Genomic DNA, 14571 nt, shown 5'->3' with positions numbered 1-14571 from the left:
GGGTGACGACCGGTCATGCGTGCGACCCCCCACCGGAGTTGTCTCCGCAGCCGACTGCCCGCAAACGGCGTACGGGGCAAACGGCCCGGGTATCACCGATTCGGGCAAGGGTGGCACGTTCCGCGGCGGTGGCGCCCGGGTGCGCCCCAACTGCCGATCGGGGACGAGGAGTTCGCCATGACGCGCTGGTACGAGGGCCCGCTGGCCGCATTCGACACGGAGACCACCGGGGTGGACGTCGAGCAGGACCGGATCGTGTCCGCCGCGCTCGTCGTGCAGGAGTGTGCGGGCGGCCGGGTCCGCTCCACCCGCTGGCTGGTCAATCCCGGCATCCCGGTGCCGCCGGGGGCCACGGAAGTGCACGGTCTGACCGACGACCACCTCCAGCGGCACGGCCGGTGGCCGGCGCCGGTGGTGGAGGAGATAGCGCGCGCGCTGAGCGAGCAGCAGGTGGCGGGCCGGCCGGTGGTGGTGATGAACGCGCCGTTCGATCTGACGCTGCTGGACCGGGAGTTGCGTCGGCACCGGGCGTCGTCGCTGGCCCGGTACCTGGACAACCGGCCGTTGACGGTGCTGGATCCGCGGGTGCTGGACAAGCACCTGGACCGCTACCGCAAGGGCCGCCGTACGCTGACGGACCTGTGCGCGCACTACGGGATAGAGCTGGAGGGCGCGCACGAGGCGTCGGCGGACGCGCTGGCTTCGCTGGAGGTCGTACGGGCTGTCGGGCGCAGGTTCGCGGCGCGGCTGGAGCGGCTGACCCCGGCGGAGCTGCACACGCTGCAGGCGGTGTGGCACGCGGCGCAGGCGCGCGGGCTGCAGGCGTGGTTCGCGCGTCAGGGGACGCCGGAGCCGGTGGATCCGCACTGGCCGCTGCGTCCGGAGCTGCCGCAGGCGGCGTGACGCGCGCGGCCCTGGCGGAGGGCCCCGGCCCCGGCGGAAGGGCCCGGAACATGCGGAAGGCCGGTCCGTCGTGAGACGGACCGGCCTGACCCGGTGGGCGATACTGGGATCGAACCAGTGACCCCTTCGGTGTGAACGAAGTGCTCTCCCGCTGAGCTAATCGCCCGGGAACGGACTGAACAATACAAGAAGGCGCGGGGTCTGTTCAAACCGCTTCCGGCGGGCCCGCCAGCAGGGCCGCGAGGCCCTGCCGCCCGGCGCGCATCATCAGGGCGTGGTTGAGCCGGAACAGGGGCCGCCCGGGGACCGCGAACCGCCGGAGCAGGGCGGCGCGTACCTCGACCTCCTGCTCGTACAGGGCCCGGGTCCGGCCGGCGCCGGGGCCGCCGCGCGGGCGTACGGTCCAGCGGGCCCAGCCTTCGATGTCCCCGCGCAGTGCCACTTCCAGTACGCCCCGGGCGGGGTCGCGGAGCAGGCCGGTGAGGGTGACGTGGATGCCGTAGGGCAGGACGGAGCGGATCAGCGCGGTGCCGCTGCGCTCGTCGACGGGCCGCACGCGGCGGACCTGTGTCCACCAGAGGGGGTAGCGGGCCGGGTCCTCCAGTACGGAGTAGACGAGCGCGGGCGGGGCGTCGAGGTCCCACACGCTGCGGAAGCGGTAGTGCGTCCAGCGCTGCATGCCTCCAGTCTGGTCCGCGTCGGACCGGCCGCGCAGGGGCTTTGGCGCATCGCCCCTCCCCCGGGTGGCGGGCCGGCCGTACTCAGGGCCGATCTGAGTACGCACGCCCATGTCCTGACGGGGTGACGGGCGCCACACTCCGAGCATGAACTCCCCTGTGCCGCCGGCCCAAGAGCTGGCGCTCATCGACGGCGAGCTGGCCCGACTCGACGCCCGGCGCGCGTACTTGCTGGCCCGCCGGGACTGGCTGGTGCGCGTCGCCCTCCAGGGCCCGCCGCCGCTGCCGCTGCTGCTGCCGCCGACGGCTCCGGCCGGGAAGGCGGGGGCGTCGCCGAGTGCCCAGAGCGTGCTGCTGACGTTGGGTGCGGTGCTGCTGGCGGTGGCCGCACTGGCCTTCACCCTGGTCGGCTGGGGTTCGCTCGGGATCGCCGGGCGTTCGGCGGTGCTGGCCCTGCCGACGGTGGCGGCGCTGGCCGCTCCGGTCGTGCTGCTGCGCCGGGGGCTGCGGTCGACGGCCGAGTCGGTGGCGGCGGTGGGGCTGCTGCTGACGGTGCTGGACGCGTACGCGCTGCACGCGGTGGCCCTGTCCGGCATCGGCGGCGGGGAGTACGCGGTGGGGGCGGCCGCGGTGCTGGCGGCGCTGTGGGCGGGGTACGGGGCGGCGCTGGGCCGGCTGCGGCTGCCGCCGGTGGCGGCGGTGCTGGCGGCGCAGGTGCCGTTGCCGCTGGCCGCGGCCGTCAGCGGGGCGGGCCCGCTGGAGGGTGCCTGGGCGCTGCTGGCGACGGCCGCGCTGGACGCGGGGCTGGCGGTCGCGGTGTCCCGGCGGGCGGTGCGGGTGCCGGCGTGGGTGGCGGCGGGGGTGCTGGGGGGCCTGGCCCTGGTGGCGGGGCTGGCGCTGTCGCTGGACGGGCCCGGGGCGGGCGGTCCGGCGCTGCTGCTGGCGGTGGGGGGTCTGCTGGGCGTGGCGGTGGCCTGGCGGGAGCCGCGGGCTTCGGCGGCCGCGCTGGCGGGCGGTGTGGCGTGGGTGTCGGCGGTGGGGGCGCTGGTGCCGGCCGGGGCGGGTTCCTGGTGGGCGGTGGCGGTGCGGGTGGCGGCGGCGCTGGCGCTGCTGGCGGCGGTACGGGTGGACGTGCTGCCGGAGCCGGTGCGGCGCGGGCTGCTGCGGGCCGGGGTGGGAGTGTCGGTCCTGGCGGCGGTGGCGGGGCTGCCGGGGGTGCTGGTGCTGCTGCTGTCGCGGGGGGCGGTGCTGCGGGAGGTGTGGGCGGTGACGACCCCGCCGGGTGCCGCTCCGTACGGGCCGGGGGCGGGTCTGGCGGGGGCCCTGCTGCTGGCGGCGGGGGCGCTGTGGTGGCAGGGCCGGGTGCTGCCGGGCCCGGCGCGGGTGGCGGCGGTGGTGTGCGGCTGGGCGGGGCTGTTCGTGGCTCCGGTGCTGCTGGGGCTGCCGGTGGCGGGGGTGCTGGGGGCGCAGCTGGCGGTGACGGCGGCGGCCGGGGCGGTGGCGCTGCGGGCTCCGGTGCGGGGTGTCGCGTTCACGGCCGGGCTGTGCGCCGCTGTAGGGGGCCTGGACGTGTCCCTGGCCGCCCTGGACGGGCGTGCGGCCACCTTCGCGGTGTTCGGGCTGCTGGGGGCCGGCTGCGCGCTGGGGGCGGCCCACAGGCCCGCGCCGGTGCCGGTACGGGCCGGCGGGGCGGCGCTGGCCGTCGGGTACGCGGCGGCTTCGGTGGTGGCGCTGGGGGCCCTCGCGGGGTGGGCGGTGGCCTGGCTGGGGGTGGCGGTGCTGGTGGTCCCGGCCGCGGTGGTGGGGTCCGCCCCGCGGCTGGGCCGGGTGCGGGTGGCGGCGGAGGCCGCCGCGGCGGGCGTGGGGGTGCTCGCGGCGCTGCTCGCGGCCCTGGACCGGCCGCTGCTGGCGGTGGTCCTCGCGCTGGACGGGCTGCTGTGCGCGGCGGCGGCGCTGCGGGCGGAGCGGCGGGGGCTGGGCTGGGCGGCCGGGGCGCTGTGCGTGGCGGCGGCCTGGGTGCGCCTGGGCGCGTCGGGGGTGACGGTGCCCGAGGCGTACGCGCTGCCGGTGACGGCGGGTGCGCTGGCGGTGGGGCTGGCGCGGCGCCGCCGGGATCCGGGGGCCTCGTCGTGGGCCGCGTACGGGCCGGGTCTGGGGGCGACCCTGCTGCCGAGCCTGGTCGCGGCGTGGGGGGACGCGTACTGGCTGCGCCCGCTGCTGCTGGGCCTGGCGGCCCTGGCGCTGACGCTGGCGGGCGCGCACCGCAGGCTCCAGGCGCCGCTGCTGCTGGGTGGCGGCACCCTCGCCGCGGTGGCCCTGCACGAGCTGGCCCCGTACGTGGTGCAGGTGGTCGGTGCGCTGCCGCGCTGGCTGCCGCCGGCGCTGGCGGGTCTGCTGCTGCTGGTGGTGGGGGCCACGTACGAGAAGCGGCTGCGCGACGCCCGGCGGCTGAAGGAGGCCCTCGGCCGGCTGCGCTGAGGGCGGGCGGGTCCGGGATCCGGGTACGGGTACGACAGAGGCCCGGAGACTCTTTCGAATCTCCGGGCCTCTGCTCCGGGTGGGCGATACTGGGTTCGAACCAGTGACCCCTTCGGTGTGAACGAAGTGCTCTCCCACTGAGCTAATCGCCCGGACGCACCGCAAACATTACCGCATGTCAGCGGTGCTCCATGACCACCCTCGGCGGCCTACTGGTCCTTGATGTCCCACGGCAGCGTCATGCCGTACTTCCACAGGTAGAAGCCGATCAGCGCGCCCGCGATGACCAGGCCCGTGCTGGTGAGGATGATGTTGCGGCGGCGGACCTTGGGGTCCAGCGCCTTCTGCGCGGCCTCGCTCACCTTGCGCTTGGTCCAGCGCAGGGCGAGGTGGGCCCAGGCGAACTCGGTCGCCCAGATCGCCAGGCCCGCGAAGATCGCGACCCAGCCCGGTCCGGGCAGGACGAGCATGGCGATGCCGGCGCCGATGACGGCGAGGCCGACGATGAAGACGCCGACCTGCCAGCTCAGGTGCAGGCTGCGGTTGGCCTTGATGAAGGCGGGCGCCTTCGAGACGTGCGGCGTCTCTTCGGCGGCCGGCTCGGTGGTCGCGGACTCGTTGGCCCCGTGGTCACTCCCCGTATTCATGGACCCGAATCTACCGGAGCCGGAAGCACACGTGAATGCCGCTTTGGATCCGCCGTCCGAGGGACCCAGAGGTCCGCAAAACGGTCAGAGGGGTTTACAACGGCACCGTAGGTGGCATGTCGATTTCGCCGACGTGCGAATCCCCGAGCGCACACTGAGCGAAAGGCCCTGGCGCTTATGAACACCACGGTCAGCTGCGAGCTGCACCTGCGCCTCGTTGTGTCGAGCGAGTCCTCACTGCCTGTTCCCGCGGGCCTGCGGTATGACACGGCCGACCCCTACGCCGTGCACGCCACCTTCCACACCGGCGCCGAGGAGACGGTCGAATGGGTATTCGCCCGTGATCTCCTCGCGGAGGGCCTCCACCGGCCCACCGGTACCGGCGACGTCCGCGTCTGGCCGTCCCGCAGCCACGGTCAGGGCGTCGTGTGCATCGCCCTGAGCTCACCGGAGGGAGAAGCGCTGCTCGAAGCACCCGCCCGAGCACTCGAGTCGTTCCTCAAGCGGACGGACGCCGCGGTCCCACCCGGGACCGAACACCGGCACTTCGACCTCGACAAGGAGCTCTCCCACATCCTGGCCGAAAGCTGAGCCAGGCCTACAACCGCTCGACACCGTCCGACTCGGGGCGACGGTGCGGGCCGGACAACCACATACGGCCGTACCGGCGCTGTTCTCGCGGAAGCCACCCGCGAGGGCGGCGCCGGTGCGCTTGGGTACCCCCTGGACGGCAACCGCTAGAGTCGGCCCCCAGCGTCGGCAGCGGCCGCCACCGACGCCCTGAGCCCGGCTTCCAGGGAGCGACCCGTGCAGATCCCCCACGACACCCGTCGCGCGCTCGACGTCGTCGTCGCGCTGGTGAACACAGCCGCCGAGCCGGAGCAGCCGGACGGGCTGTCCGACATCGGCACGCTGCGCGGCTTCGTCCGCGAGTACGCGATCAGCGACGTCGGTGAGCTGAGCGCCCGCGATCTGGCGGGCGTGCGGACCGTACGCGGCAAGTTCGCGCAGGTCTTCGCGGCGCCGAACTCGCGCGCCGCGTCCTCGCTGATCAACGAGCTGGTCGCGACGGCCGGGACCACCCCGCAGCTGACCGACCACGACGGCTACGACTGGCACGTGCACTACTTCGCGCCGGGCGCCTCGGTCGGTGACCACCTCGCGGCGGACGGCGGCATGGCCCTGGCCTTCATCGTCGTCTCCGGGGAGCAGGAGCGGCTGCGCCGCTGCGAGGCCCCGGACTGCCGGCGGGCCTTCGTGGACCTGTCCCGCAACCGTTCCCGGCGCTACTGCGACAGCCGCACCTGCGGGAACCGGCTGCACGTGGCGGCGTACCGGGCCCGCCGCAAGGAGGCGGACGCGCATCCCGAGGGCTCAGAGCAGGTAGAGGTCGTGCACGGCGGCGAGCAGCAGCAGGGTCCCGATCACCGCTAGGAAGATCATCAGGGGTGGCTGGGAGAGCGCGAACAGGCAGCCGCGCCCCTCGGGGGTGAGCGGGGCCCGGGAGACGGGCGCCTCGGCGACGGGAGCGGGAGCCGTCGGCTCACCCTGCGATGTGTCGAGCATGTCGGGCTGATGATCGCGCAGCGCGCGGCGGATCGGCCCCCAACACGCCATGACCGGCGCGGGCGTTGGCCCGTTGTCGCCGGTTCAGGTGGTTCCTCGCCGCTTCTCGCGCGCGCCGGGCCCCGGATCCGCTACGTGACGGGCTGGACGGCCTAGATCCCGTGCTTCTTGAGGATGGCCTCGATGTCGGAGAAGTCGTCCGCGGGGGCGGCCGGGGCGCTGCGGGGTGCGGGGGAAGGCCGCTCGCCGGTGCCCAGGGAGGGGGCGGAGGCGGTGGGGGCGACGGCCTCGGTCTGCGGGGTGCCCTTGGCCGCCTTCGGGGGCTTGGGGGCCTTGCCGAGGCCGCGGCGCTCGACGGCCCGGGTGGCGGTGAAGAGCAGCCAGGCCAGGCCCAGCAGGCCGAAGCCGATCCAGACGGTCGGGTTGAAGACGATCCCCGACACCCACTCCACCAGGCCGGTCAGCACGAGCGCGACCGGAACCAGCGAGTAGGCGGCGATCCGGGTCGCGGCCAGGAACCGCTTGCGGTACGCGGTCACGGCGGCGATGCCCAGGCCCGCCGCGGACACCGCGGAACATATGGTCTCGGCGAGCATGCGGTCCTCCGGGGCTGGGCGACGGGCGGGCGTTCTGTCCCCATCCATCCTGCACCGGGCATCGCCGCCGCGGCCACGCCCGGGACGCCCCCGGCGCGGATCTCCGGGAGATCTCGGGGTCGCCCCTCCTCCCCAGGTCCCGGTCGGTGACCCGGCGCGGGGGCTGGGAGACTGTCCGTATGACCGATTCCGTGATCCTCGACGTCTGGTGCGAACTCCAGTGCCCGGACTGCCACAGCGCTCTGGACGACGTACGCGCCCTGCGGGCCCGCTACGGCGACCGGCTGGACATCCGGCTGCGCCACTTCCCCCTGGAGAAGCACAAGCACGCCTTCGCCGCCGCGCAGGCCGCGGAGGAGGCCGTGGAGCAGGGGCAGGGCTGGCCGTACGCGGAGGCCCTGCTGGCCCGGACGGCGGAGCTCGGCGAGCGCGGGGAGCCGGTGCTGCTGGACGTGGCGCGTGAACTGGGCCTGGACGTCGAGGAGTTCGACACCGCTCTGATCGACGGCCGGCACATCCTGATCGTCGACGCCGACCAGGCCGAGGGCAAGGCCATCGGCGTGACCGGCACCCCCACGTACGTGATCGACGGCGAGCGTCTGGACGGCGGCAAGAGCCAGGAGGGCCTGCGCGCCCGCATCGAGGAGATCGCCGACCGGCTGCTGGCAGCCTAGGCCCTCTAGACGAGGTCCTTGCCGTAGTTGATGTCCGTCGGGAGGTAGCCGAGGGACTCGTACAGCCTCAGGGCCGGGGTGTTGTCGCTGAAGACGTGGAGCGCCAGCCGGCGGTGGCCCGCGGCGACGGCCGTGCGTTCCGCGAGGAGCATCAGGTTCCGGCCGTGGCCGCGGCCCCGGTGTTCCTCGGCGACCTCGACGTCGTAGACGTAGCCGCTCCCGTCGGCGGCGGGTCCGAGCCAGACGTGGCCCACCGGGGTGCCGGCCGCCTCCAGGACGGCGAGGTCGATGCCCGGGGTGGCCAGGCCCCGGGGCAGCATCGCGTCGTGGTCGGCGTTCGACTTGGCCTCGGCGGCCTGCGGGGACATGCCCCGGCCCACCCAGCTGCGGGCGTACTGCGCGCGGGCGCGGGCTTCCCAGGCCTCGTACTCGGCCTCGGTCATGGGGCGGCCGACGGCGCCCGCGGTGAGGGCGGGGGGCTGCTGCGGGAGGTCCTTGGCCATGTTGCGGCTGTACTCGGCGTACCGGAGGGCCGCGGCCAGCCGCAGGCCGCCCGGCGAGCCGGCCGGTACGGAGATCCGGATCCGGCGGCAGCCCCAGCCGCGCAGCACCTCCTCGGCGGCGAGCGCCGCGACGGTGGCCCGGCCGCGGCGGCGGTCCCGTTCGTCGACGGCGAGGTCGCGGATCTCCCCGACCGTCGGCCCGAAGGGGGTGTCGGCGGCGATCAGCAGCGCCCCCACGCGCCGGCTGTTGACGCGGATCTCGTAGGGGCGCGAGCGCCCGCCCCCGTCGCTCTGCTGGAGCGGCCCGCTGGGCCGCAGGGTGGTGGTCACCGTCGAGTTCTACCCGTCCCGCGTCCGGGTGACCACCGGGTGTGCGCGCTCACGGGTCGAGATCGGAGGCGGCCCGCTCGTCGAAGACGCGCATCGCCTTGGCGGTGACCGGGCCGGGGGCCGCCGTCAGGGTGCGGTCGCCGACCCGGTGGACGGCCTGTACGTCGCGCAGAGTGGAGGTCAGGAAGATCTCCTCGGCGCGGTCCAGCGCGTCGAAGGGGAGCTCGGTCTCCTTGGCGCCGGTCCACTCCACGACCAGGGCGCGGGTGATGCCGGCGAGGCAGCCGGAGCTGACGGGCGGGGTGCGGAGTTCGCCGTCGAGGACGACGAAGACGTTGGATCCGGTGCCCTCGCAGAGGTGCCCGACGGTGTTGGCGAACAGGGCCTCGGAGGCGCCGGCCGCGTGGGCGCGCGCCAGGGCGACCACGTTCTCCGCGTAGGAGGTGGTCTTCAGGCCGGTGAGCGGGGAGCGTTCGTTGCGCACCCAGGGGACGGTGATCGTGGCGGTGGTGTCGGGGCGGCGGGTGGTCTCCCCCACGGCGACGACCAGGGTGGGGCCGGTCTCTCCCCGGTCGGAGCCGAGGGGGGACAGTCCGCCGGTGTAGGTGATCCGCAGCCGGCCGAGCGGCATCGGATTGGCCTGGAGGACGGCGGCGCAGGCGCGGCGCACCTCGTCGTGGTCCGGGTCGGGCAGGCCGAGGCCGCGGGCGGAGCGGGTGAGCCGGTCCAGGTGGCGGGTGAGGGCGAAGAGCGTGCCGTCCTGGGCCTTGAGGGTCTCGAAGACCCCGTCCCCCACGGTCAGGCCGTGGTCCAGCACGGACACCTTGGCGTCCCCGGCGTCCCGCAGTGCTCCGTCGAGCCAGATCCTCACCGTACGGTCCCTCCACTCAGGTCCTGCGTCCCGTGCGCCTCGTGCGTCCGGGACGTCTCGTGCGTTCCCGACGCTACCGCGAGCAGCCGGGCCGCCTTCAGTTCCGTCTCCGCCCATTCGCGGTCGGGGTCGGAGCCCCAGGTGATCCCGGCGCCGGTGCCGAAGCACAGGCGGGGGCCGCCGGGGGCTTCGCGGTCGATCCAGAAGGTGCGGATGCCGACGGCGAGGGCGGCGGTGCCGCGGTCGGCGTCCACCCAGCCGATGCCTCCGCAGTAGGGGCCCCGGGGGGCGGTCTCCAGCTCCTCGATGATGCGCAGGGCGGAGGATTTGGGGGCGCCGGTGACGGAGCCGGGCGGGAAGGTGGCGGTGAGCAGTTCGGGCCAGCCCGCGCCGTCGGCGAGTTCTCCGCTGACGGTGGAGACGAGGTGGACCAGTCCCGGGTGCTCCTCCAGGGCGCACAGTGCGGGGACGGTGACGGAGCCGGTGGCGCAGACGCGGCCGAGGTCGTTGCGTACGAGGTCCACGATCATCACGTTCTCGGCGTGGTCCTTGGGCAGCAGGTCGGCGGCGGTGCGGCCGGTGCCCTTGATGGGGCCGGACTCGATGTGGCGGCCGTGGCGGCTGAGGTACAGCTCGGGGGAGGCGGTGGCGATCTCGACGCCGTGCGCGGGCAGCCGAATCGTTCCTGCGTAGGGCGCGGGGTTGCCGCGCGCGAGGTGCGCGGTGAGGGCGTCGACATCGGCGGCGTCCGGATCGGGCAGCGGTGCGGACATCACGCGGCAGAGATTGGCCTGGTAGACCTCGCCGGCCGCGATGTATTCGCGTATGCGGCGCACGCCCGCGACGTACGCGGAGCGGTCGAGCGAGGAGGACCACTGGTCGGCGGTGGGCCCGCGCCAGGCTCCGGGGACGGGCGCCGGTACGGGGTCGGGGCGTATGTCCCCGAAGCGCGCGCAGACCAGCCGGCCTTCGAAGTCTGCGCTCACCGCCCAGAACCCGGTGGAGTCGAGGGCGGACGGGTCGCTTGTGACGTCCCGGAGGTCGGTCGCGAGGAGGCCGCCGAAGCGGGCCAGGGGAGGCAGGTCGTGCACGGCTGCGAGTCTATGACCGGTGGCGGGATGGCGCCGGTGAGGTGACGCACGGGTGACCGGCGGTGATCGACCGGCAGCACGCTGCGGAAACGCGTTTTTGAGCTGGCCGGGGAATCCGCTAGAGTTCAACACGTCGCCAGGGAGCGAAGGGGGAAAACCCCGGAGCGAACACGGTGACCTGCGGACGTAGCTCAGTTGGTAGAGCACCACCTTGCCAAGGTGGATGTCGCGAGTTCGAGTCTCGTCGTCCGCTCGAAGTGGGGGTCTTCTTCCCGAGAACCCCCGCAGCTCCATGGTGGAGTGGCCGAGAGGCGAGGCAACGGCCTGCAAAGCCGTCTACACGGGTTCAAATCCCGTCTCCACCTCCAAGGACGATTAGCTCAGCGGGAGAGCGCTTCCCTGACACGGAAGAGGTCACTGGTTCAATCCCAGTATCGTCCACTGATCCGCAAGGATCCCCGCGCGATTAGCTCAGCGGGAGAGCGCTTCCCTGACACGGAAGAGGTCACTGGTTCAATCCCAGTATCGCGCACGCAGTACACGCAGTACCTGTTTTACCCCTGCATGACCTGCGGTTTCTTACCGTGGTCCCGCGCGATTAGCTCAGCGGGAGAGCGCTTCCCTGACACGGAAGAGGTCACTGGTTCAATCCCAGTATCGCGCACCGCATCCGAAAGCCCCGGCCGTTTCGACGGCCGGGGCTTTCGCGTTGTGCGGCCCCGCGGGCCCCGCGGGGCTCGGGGAGGCTGGGGAGGCTCAGGAGGAGAAGAGCATCCGGCCGAAGCCGCCCTTGTGGCGGCCGTGGTGGCCGTGGCCGCCGTGGTGCTGGGGGGCGCCCCAGGCCGGGGCGGGGGCCGCGTGCTGCACCGGGTACGGGGCCGGCGGGGCCGCGGGCGGGGGGACCTGGCCGTACTGCTGGGCCGTGTACTGGGACTCCAGGCGGGTCAGCGCCTCCAGCTCGCCGTAGTCCAGGAAGATGCCCCGGCAGCCGCTGCACTGCTCGATCTGGACCCCGTTGCGGTTGTAGGTGTGCATCATCGCGTGACACTTCGGACACTGCATGCCGGATCAACTCCTCGCCGTCTGTTTCGCCACCGGATGCGTACCCGGTGGCGCGCGGCTCACCCTACGGCCGGGCCCGCCGCTGCGACTCGGTCGGGACGGCGGCGATACGGACACAGGCCTCCAGCACGAGCCGCTCCGCCTCGTCGAGGGGGCGCTGGCCGTGTGCAGCCTTCGCCAGGGCCAGGGCGGCCGTCTGGACGGTGAGGGCCCGGGCGGTGACGTCGAGTTCCGGCCAGGGGTCGGTGCCGGGCGGGCCGGCGGCCGGGCCGCCCGCGGCGCGGTAGGCGTCGAGGAAGCGCAGCCAGGCGGCCGGGGCGAGGATCCCGGCCGCGTACCAGGCCGCGGGGCGGGCCAGGTCCCAGGCCGGGGTGCCGAGGCCGAGGTCGTCCACGTCGATCAGCAGCCAGGGCCCGTCGGGCGCGGGGTGCCGTACGAGCTGGCCCAGGTGCAGGTCGCCGTGGCACAGGGCGCCGCCGGGCGGGGCGCTCCCCCGGCCCCGGGCCCAGTCCGGCAGGGTGCGGGCGGCGGCCCGCACCGCGAGGGCGCCTTCCGGGTCGGGGTGCGGGGCCGCCGCCAGGCGGTGCAGGGCGCGGGCCACCTTGGCCGGGCCGCGCATCGGGGGGACGGGGCCGGGGAGGGCTGCGGGCGGGGTGCGGTGCAGGGCGGCGAGGAGCCGGGCGGCTTCCTCCCAGGGGGCGTCGTCGGGGCGCTCCGGGTCCACGGGGGCTCCGTAGGGCCACAGGGAGGCGGGGCGCTCGCCGACGGTGCCGGTGCGCAGCGGGGGCAGCAGGACCCCGGCCAGGGCCCCGTGGCCGGCGAGGGCGAGGCGCCGTTCCAGGGCCTGCCGGTCGGTGTCCCGGGCGTGCGCCTTGGCGACGGCGTCCCCGCAGCGCACGACGGTGCCGTCGGCGCGGTCCGCGAGGAGGTCGTACGCCGGTGCGGGCCCGCCCGAGGCCCAGGCGGCGAGCGCGGCGGGCAAGGGGCGGGGCAGGGACCCGGGCGGGGGTGCGGGGGTCATGCGCGGTGGCGCGTCGGCCGCCGGACGGGTGCGTTGTCGGTCATCGGGCCCCTCTCCCTCTCGTCCGGGAGAGGCTACGGGGAAGGCGCGGGGAATGAGAAAGGGTGCTGCACGTCCGGCTCCCCAGCCGGACGTGCAGCACCCTTCACCAGCCGTCCGTCCGCCGTTCCCCCGTCCCCACGGGGTCCGGCAGGCTCGATGTCCCGGCCCGGGCCGCTCTCCCGGGCCCGGGGCGCCGCTCAGCGCCCCAGCATCACACCTACGGACGACGCCTGCGCCGCCACCTGCTCGAAGCCTCCGAAGACGAAGAGCAGGACGGCGGCCAGGGGGAGCACCATGGCCGCGGCCACCAGTGGGTGGCGCGTGCCGGACTCATGGCTGTGGAACGCGAATGCCTTGCGTCCTTGCCGTGCGATGTCCGCCATGGTCCTCTCCCTGTCGTTTGGCAGCGGCGGGCTTGTGACCTCGGGGGACGAGTGCTCCACCCGCCGCTTGTCTTCAACACTAGGCGGCCGGAAGGCCCCTGGCCTCATGCCCTCGTACCCATTGACGGGCCTACGCGAGGATGAGGAGGACTCCTTCGGACTACTCCCCTGGTTGGAGACGGCTCCCCCGTTGTGGGGGTCTTCCCGGAGGGGATGACCGGAGGGTAGTGACTTCGCTCACTTCCGTCACTCCCTGCACACGCGTGTCCCGGTACGGCGCGTTGGCGCGCTCCCCCGGGCGTACCCGGCCCGGGGGTGTGCGCGGGGGTGGTGCGAGGGTCCGTCCGGGGGCCAATCGCCTTGCGCCGAGGGCCGTTTGGGCGCGGGGCCGGGGAGCGGGCGCGGGGTGGGCCGTTCGGCGGCGAAACCCCCAAGTGGCCTGCCCCGTACTGACAATCGAATCCCCCGGCGAGGGCGCGGCCTCTGAGCGCACGTGCCGGATGGTCCGTAAGCTGTGCCAGGTCAACAGGACGACCGGTCAGCGGGGTGGACATGGCGATGATGCGGCTCCGGCGCGAGGACCCGCGTGTCGTCGGCTCGTTCAGACTGCACCGCAGGCTCGGCGCCGGCGGTATGGGCGTGGTCTACCTGGGCTCCGACCGGCGCGGACAGCGCGTCGCGCTCAAGGTGATCCGGCCCGACCTGGCCGAGGACCAGGAGTTCCGTTCCCGTTTCGCCCGCGAGGTGTCCGCGGCCCGGCGGATCCGCGGCGGGTGCACCGCGCGGCTCGTGGCCGCGGATCTGGACGCCGAGCGGCCGTGGTTCGCCACCCAGTACGTGCCGGGGCCCTCGCTGCACGACAAGGTCGCCGAGGAAGGGCCCCTGACGGCGGCGCAGATCGCCGCGATCGGCGCGGCGCTGTCCGAGGGGCTCGTCGCGGTGCACGAGGCGGGGGTGGTCCACCGGGACCTGAAGCCCTCGAACATCCTGCTCTCCCCCAAGGGTCCGCGGATCATCGACTTCGGTATCGCCTGGGCCACCGGTGCGAGCACCCTCACCCACGTGGGCACCGCCGTCGGCTCCCCCGGCTTCCTCGCGCCCGAGCAGGTGCGCGGGGCCGTCGTGACCCCGGCGACGGACGTCTTCGCGCTCGGCGCCACCCTCGCCTACGCGGCCACCGCCGACTCGCCCTTCGGGCACGGCAGTTCCGAGGTCATGCTGTACCGGGTCGTGCACGAGGAGCCGCACCTGGTCGGCGTACCGGACGCCCTCGCGCCGCTGGTGCGGGCCTGTCTGGCCAAGGACCCCGAGGAGCGGCCGAGCACGCTCCAGCTGTCGATGCGGCTCAAGGAGATCGCCGCGCGCGAGGCGCAGGGGCTGGGCGACGGACGCCCGCCGGCGCAGCGGATCCGTACGGAGCGGGCGGACGGGCGGGCGGAGACGTACGCCGACCAGAGCACGGAGCGCCGCCGGACGGCCGGCGGTGCGCCCACGCCCAGGGCGCAGGCACAGCCCCCGCACAGCGGACCGCAGGCGCGGCCCTCGTCCCCCCGTAACCACGGGTCCACGGCGGGCCGTACGGGCGGCCGCCCCGCGCCCCGGACGACCGGGACGGGGCGCCGCCCCTCGCGGCCGGACCCGAAGCTGCTGCGGCAGCGGCTGATCGTGTTCGTCGTGGTGACGCTGCTGGTGGCGCTGGGCATCGCCGTCGCCCAGCGCCTGTAGAG

The 14571-nt window shown here is 74.5% G+C and carries 16 protein-coding genes and 7 tRNA genes; 11 read left to right on the top strand and 12 right to left on the bottom strand.

The window, feature by feature from the left end:
- Positions 1-177: 177 nt before the first annotated feature.
- Positions 178-903: a 3'-5' exonuclease gene (locus tag OOK31_RS28690; protein WP_267090265.1), complete on the top strand. Its 726-nt coding sequence runs from the start codon at positions 178-180 to the stop codon at positions 901-903.
- A 94-nt stretch (positions 904-997) separates the two neighbouring features.
- Here OOK31_RS28690 and OOK31_RS28685 read toward each other — a convergent pair.
- A tRNA-Val gene (locus OOK31_RS28685) sits at positions 998-1069 on the bottom strand.
- Positions 1070-1108: 39 nt separating this feature from the next.
- Positions 1109-1582, bottom strand: a complete 474-nt coding sequence (locus OOK31_RS28680) for an SRPBCC family protein (protein WP_267090264.1) — start codon at positions 1580-1582, stop codon at positions 1109-1111.
- A gap of 145 nt (positions 1583-1727) precedes the next feature.
- Between OOK31_RS28680 and OOK31_RS28675 the strand changes: the two genes are divergently transcribed.
- Positions 1728-4058: an SCO7613 C-terminal domain-containing membrane protein gene (locus OOK31_RS28675; protein ID WP_267090263.1), complete on the top strand. Its 2331-nt coding sequence runs from the start codon at positions 1728-1730 to the stop codon at positions 4056-4058.
- An 80-nt stretch (positions 4059-4138) separates the two neighbouring features.
- Here OOK31_RS28675 and OOK31_RS28670 read toward each other — a convergent pair.
- Together OOK31_RS28670 and OOK31_RS28665 are read right to left on the bottom strand one after the other, a co-directional pair.
- Positions 4139-4210: transfer RNA gene (locus tag OOK31_RS28670), tRNA-Val, on the bottom strand.
- A 57-nt stretch (positions 4211-4267) separates the two neighbouring features.
- Entirely contained in the window at positions 4268-4705 is a 438-nt protein-coding gene (locus OOK31_RS28665; RefSeq protein ID WP_267090262.1) for a TIGR02611 family protein, read from the bottom strand.
- 177 nt (positions 4706-4882) lie between these two features.
- On the opposite strand from OOK31_RS28665, the gene OOK31_RS28660 reads away from it, so the two are divergent.
- Positions 4883-5296 carry an SsgA family sporulation/cell division regulator gene (locus OOK31_RS28660; RefSeq protein WP_030011909.1) on the top strand — a complete coding sequence of 138 codons (414 nt, stop codon included), beginning with the start codon at positions 4883-4885 and terminating at the stop codon, positions 5294-5296.
- A 216-nt stretch (positions 5297-5512) separates the two neighbouring features.
- The gene (locus tag OOK31_RS28655; RefSeq protein WP_267090261.1) at positions 5513-6139 is read left to right on the top strand and encodes a CGNR zinc finger domain-containing protein; all 627 of its coding nucleotides are present in this window, start codon (positions 5513-5515) and stop codon (positions 6137-6139) included.
- Here the strand turns inward: OOK31_RS28655 and OOK31_RS28650 are convergent.
- Together OOK31_RS28650 and OOK31_RS28645 are read right to left on the bottom strand one after the other, a co-directional pair.
- Positions 6080-6271 carry a hypothetical protein gene (locus tag OOK31_RS28650; protein WP_267090260.1) on the bottom strand — a complete coding sequence of 64 codons (192 nt, stop codon included), beginning with the start codon at positions 6269-6271 and terminating at the stop codon, positions 6080-6082. The two genes, OOK31_RS28655 and OOK31_RS28650, sit on opposite strands and share 60 nt — an antisense overlap.
- Positions 6272-6423: 152 nt before the next feature.
- Positions 6424-6867: a hypothetical protein gene (locus OOK31_RS28645; protein WP_267090259.1), complete on the bottom strand. Its 444-nt coding sequence runs from the start codon at positions 6865-6867 to the stop codon at positions 6424-6426.
- Positions 6868-7046: 179 nt separating this feature from the next.
- Here OOK31_RS28645 and OOK31_RS28640 point away from each other — a divergent pair, with 179 nt between their 5' ends.
- Positions 7047-7541: a DsbA family protein gene (locus tag OOK31_RS28640; RefSeq protein WP_267090258.1), complete on the top strand. Its 495-nt coding sequence runs from the start codon at positions 7047-7049 to the stop codon at positions 7539-7541.
- A 5-nt stretch (positions 7542-7546) separates the two neighbouring features.
- On the opposite strand, the gene OOK31_RS28635 is transcribed toward OOK31_RS28640, so the two are convergent.
- From OOK31_RS28635 to OOK31_RS28625, 3 genes are read right to left on the bottom strand one after another with little or no spacing between them, the layout of a single operon-like run.
- Positions 7547-8374: a GNAT family N-acetyltransferase gene (locus OOK31_RS28635; protein WP_267090257.1), complete on the bottom strand. Its 828-nt coding sequence runs from the start codon at positions 8372-8374 to the stop codon at positions 7547-7549.
- A gap of 49 nt (positions 8375-8423) precedes the next feature.
- Positions 8424-9245 carry an aminotransferase class IV gene (locus OOK31_RS28630; RefSeq protein ID WP_267090256.1) on the bottom strand — a complete coding sequence of 274 codons (822 nt, stop codon included), beginning with the start codon at positions 9243-9245 and terminating at the stop codon, positions 8424-8426.
- The gene (locus OOK31_RS28625; protein WP_267090255.1) at positions 9242-10336 is read right to left on the bottom strand and encodes a chorismate-binding protein; all 1095 of its coding nucleotides are present in this window, start codon (positions 10334-10336) and stop codon (positions 9242-9244) included. The genes OOK31_RS28630 and OOK31_RS28625 overlap by 4 nt, the downstream gene beginning before the upstream one ends.
- Before the next feature lie 180 nt (positions 10337-10516).
- Here OOK31_RS28625 and OOK31_RS28620 point away from each other — a divergent pair.
- The 5 genes from OOK31_RS28620 (at position 10517) to OOK31_RS28600 (ending at position 11000) form a co-directional block, all read left to right on the top strand.
- Positions 10517-10589: transfer RNA gene (locus OOK31_RS28620), tRNA-Gly, on the top strand.
- A gap of 41 nt (positions 10590-10630) precedes the next feature.
- A tRNA-Cys gene (locus OOK31_RS28615) sits at positions 10631-10704 on the top strand.
- A 1-nt stretch (position 10705) separates the two neighbouring features.
- Positions 10706-10777: transfer RNA gene (locus OOK31_RS28610), tRNA-Val, on the top strand.
- A 19-nt stretch (positions 10778-10796) separates the two neighbouring features.
- Positions 10797-10868: transfer RNA gene (locus OOK31_RS28605), tRNA-Val, on the top strand.
- 60 nt (positions 10869-10928) lie between these two features.
- Positions 10929-11000: transfer RNA gene (locus OOK31_RS28600), tRNA-Val, on the top strand.
- Between the two features lie 92 nt (positions 11001-11092).
- Here the strand turns inward: OOK31_RS28600 and OOK31_RS28595 are convergent.
- The 3 genes from OOK31_RS28595 to OOK31_RS28585 all read right to left on the bottom strand — a co-directional run bounded on the left by OOK31_RS28595 (position 11093) and on the right by OOK31_RS28585 (position 12844).
- Entirely contained in the window at positions 11093-11398 is a 306-nt protein-coding gene (locus OOK31_RS28595; RefSeq protein ID WP_267090254.1) for a zf-TFIIB domain-containing protein, read from the bottom strand.
- A gap of 64 nt (positions 11399-11462) precedes the next feature.
- A complete protein-coding gene (locus OOK31_RS28590) occupies positions 11463-12419 on the bottom strand; it encodes a phosphotransferase (RefSeq protein WP_267090253.1) in 957 nt (318 codons plus the stop codon).
- Positions 12420-12658: 239 nt separating this feature from the next.
- On the bottom strand, positions 12659-12844 hold the full coding sequence (locus OOK31_RS28585) for a hypothetical protein (RefSeq protein WP_267090252.1): 186 nt from the start codon (positions 12842-12844) through the stop codon (positions 12659-12661).
- 546 nt (positions 12845-13390) lie between these two features.
- Here OOK31_RS28585 and OOK31_RS28580 point away from each other — a divergent pair.
- On the top strand, positions 13391-14569 hold the full coding sequence (locus tag OOK31_RS28580) for a serine/threonine-protein kinase (protein WP_267090251.1): 1179 nt from the start codon (positions 13391-13393) through the stop codon (positions 14567-14569).
- The last annotated feature ends 2 nt before the right edge of the window (positions 14570-14571 follow it).

The organism is Streptomyces sp. NBC_00249, assembly GCF_026342355.1.
In the GTDB taxonomy this organism is placed as follows: domain Bacteria; phylum Actinomycetota; class Actinomycetes; order Streptomycetales; family Streptomycetaceae; genus Streptomyces.
The sequence above is the reverse complement of the archived record's forward strand: the minus strand, read 5'-3'. Positions and strand labels throughout refer to the sequence as shown.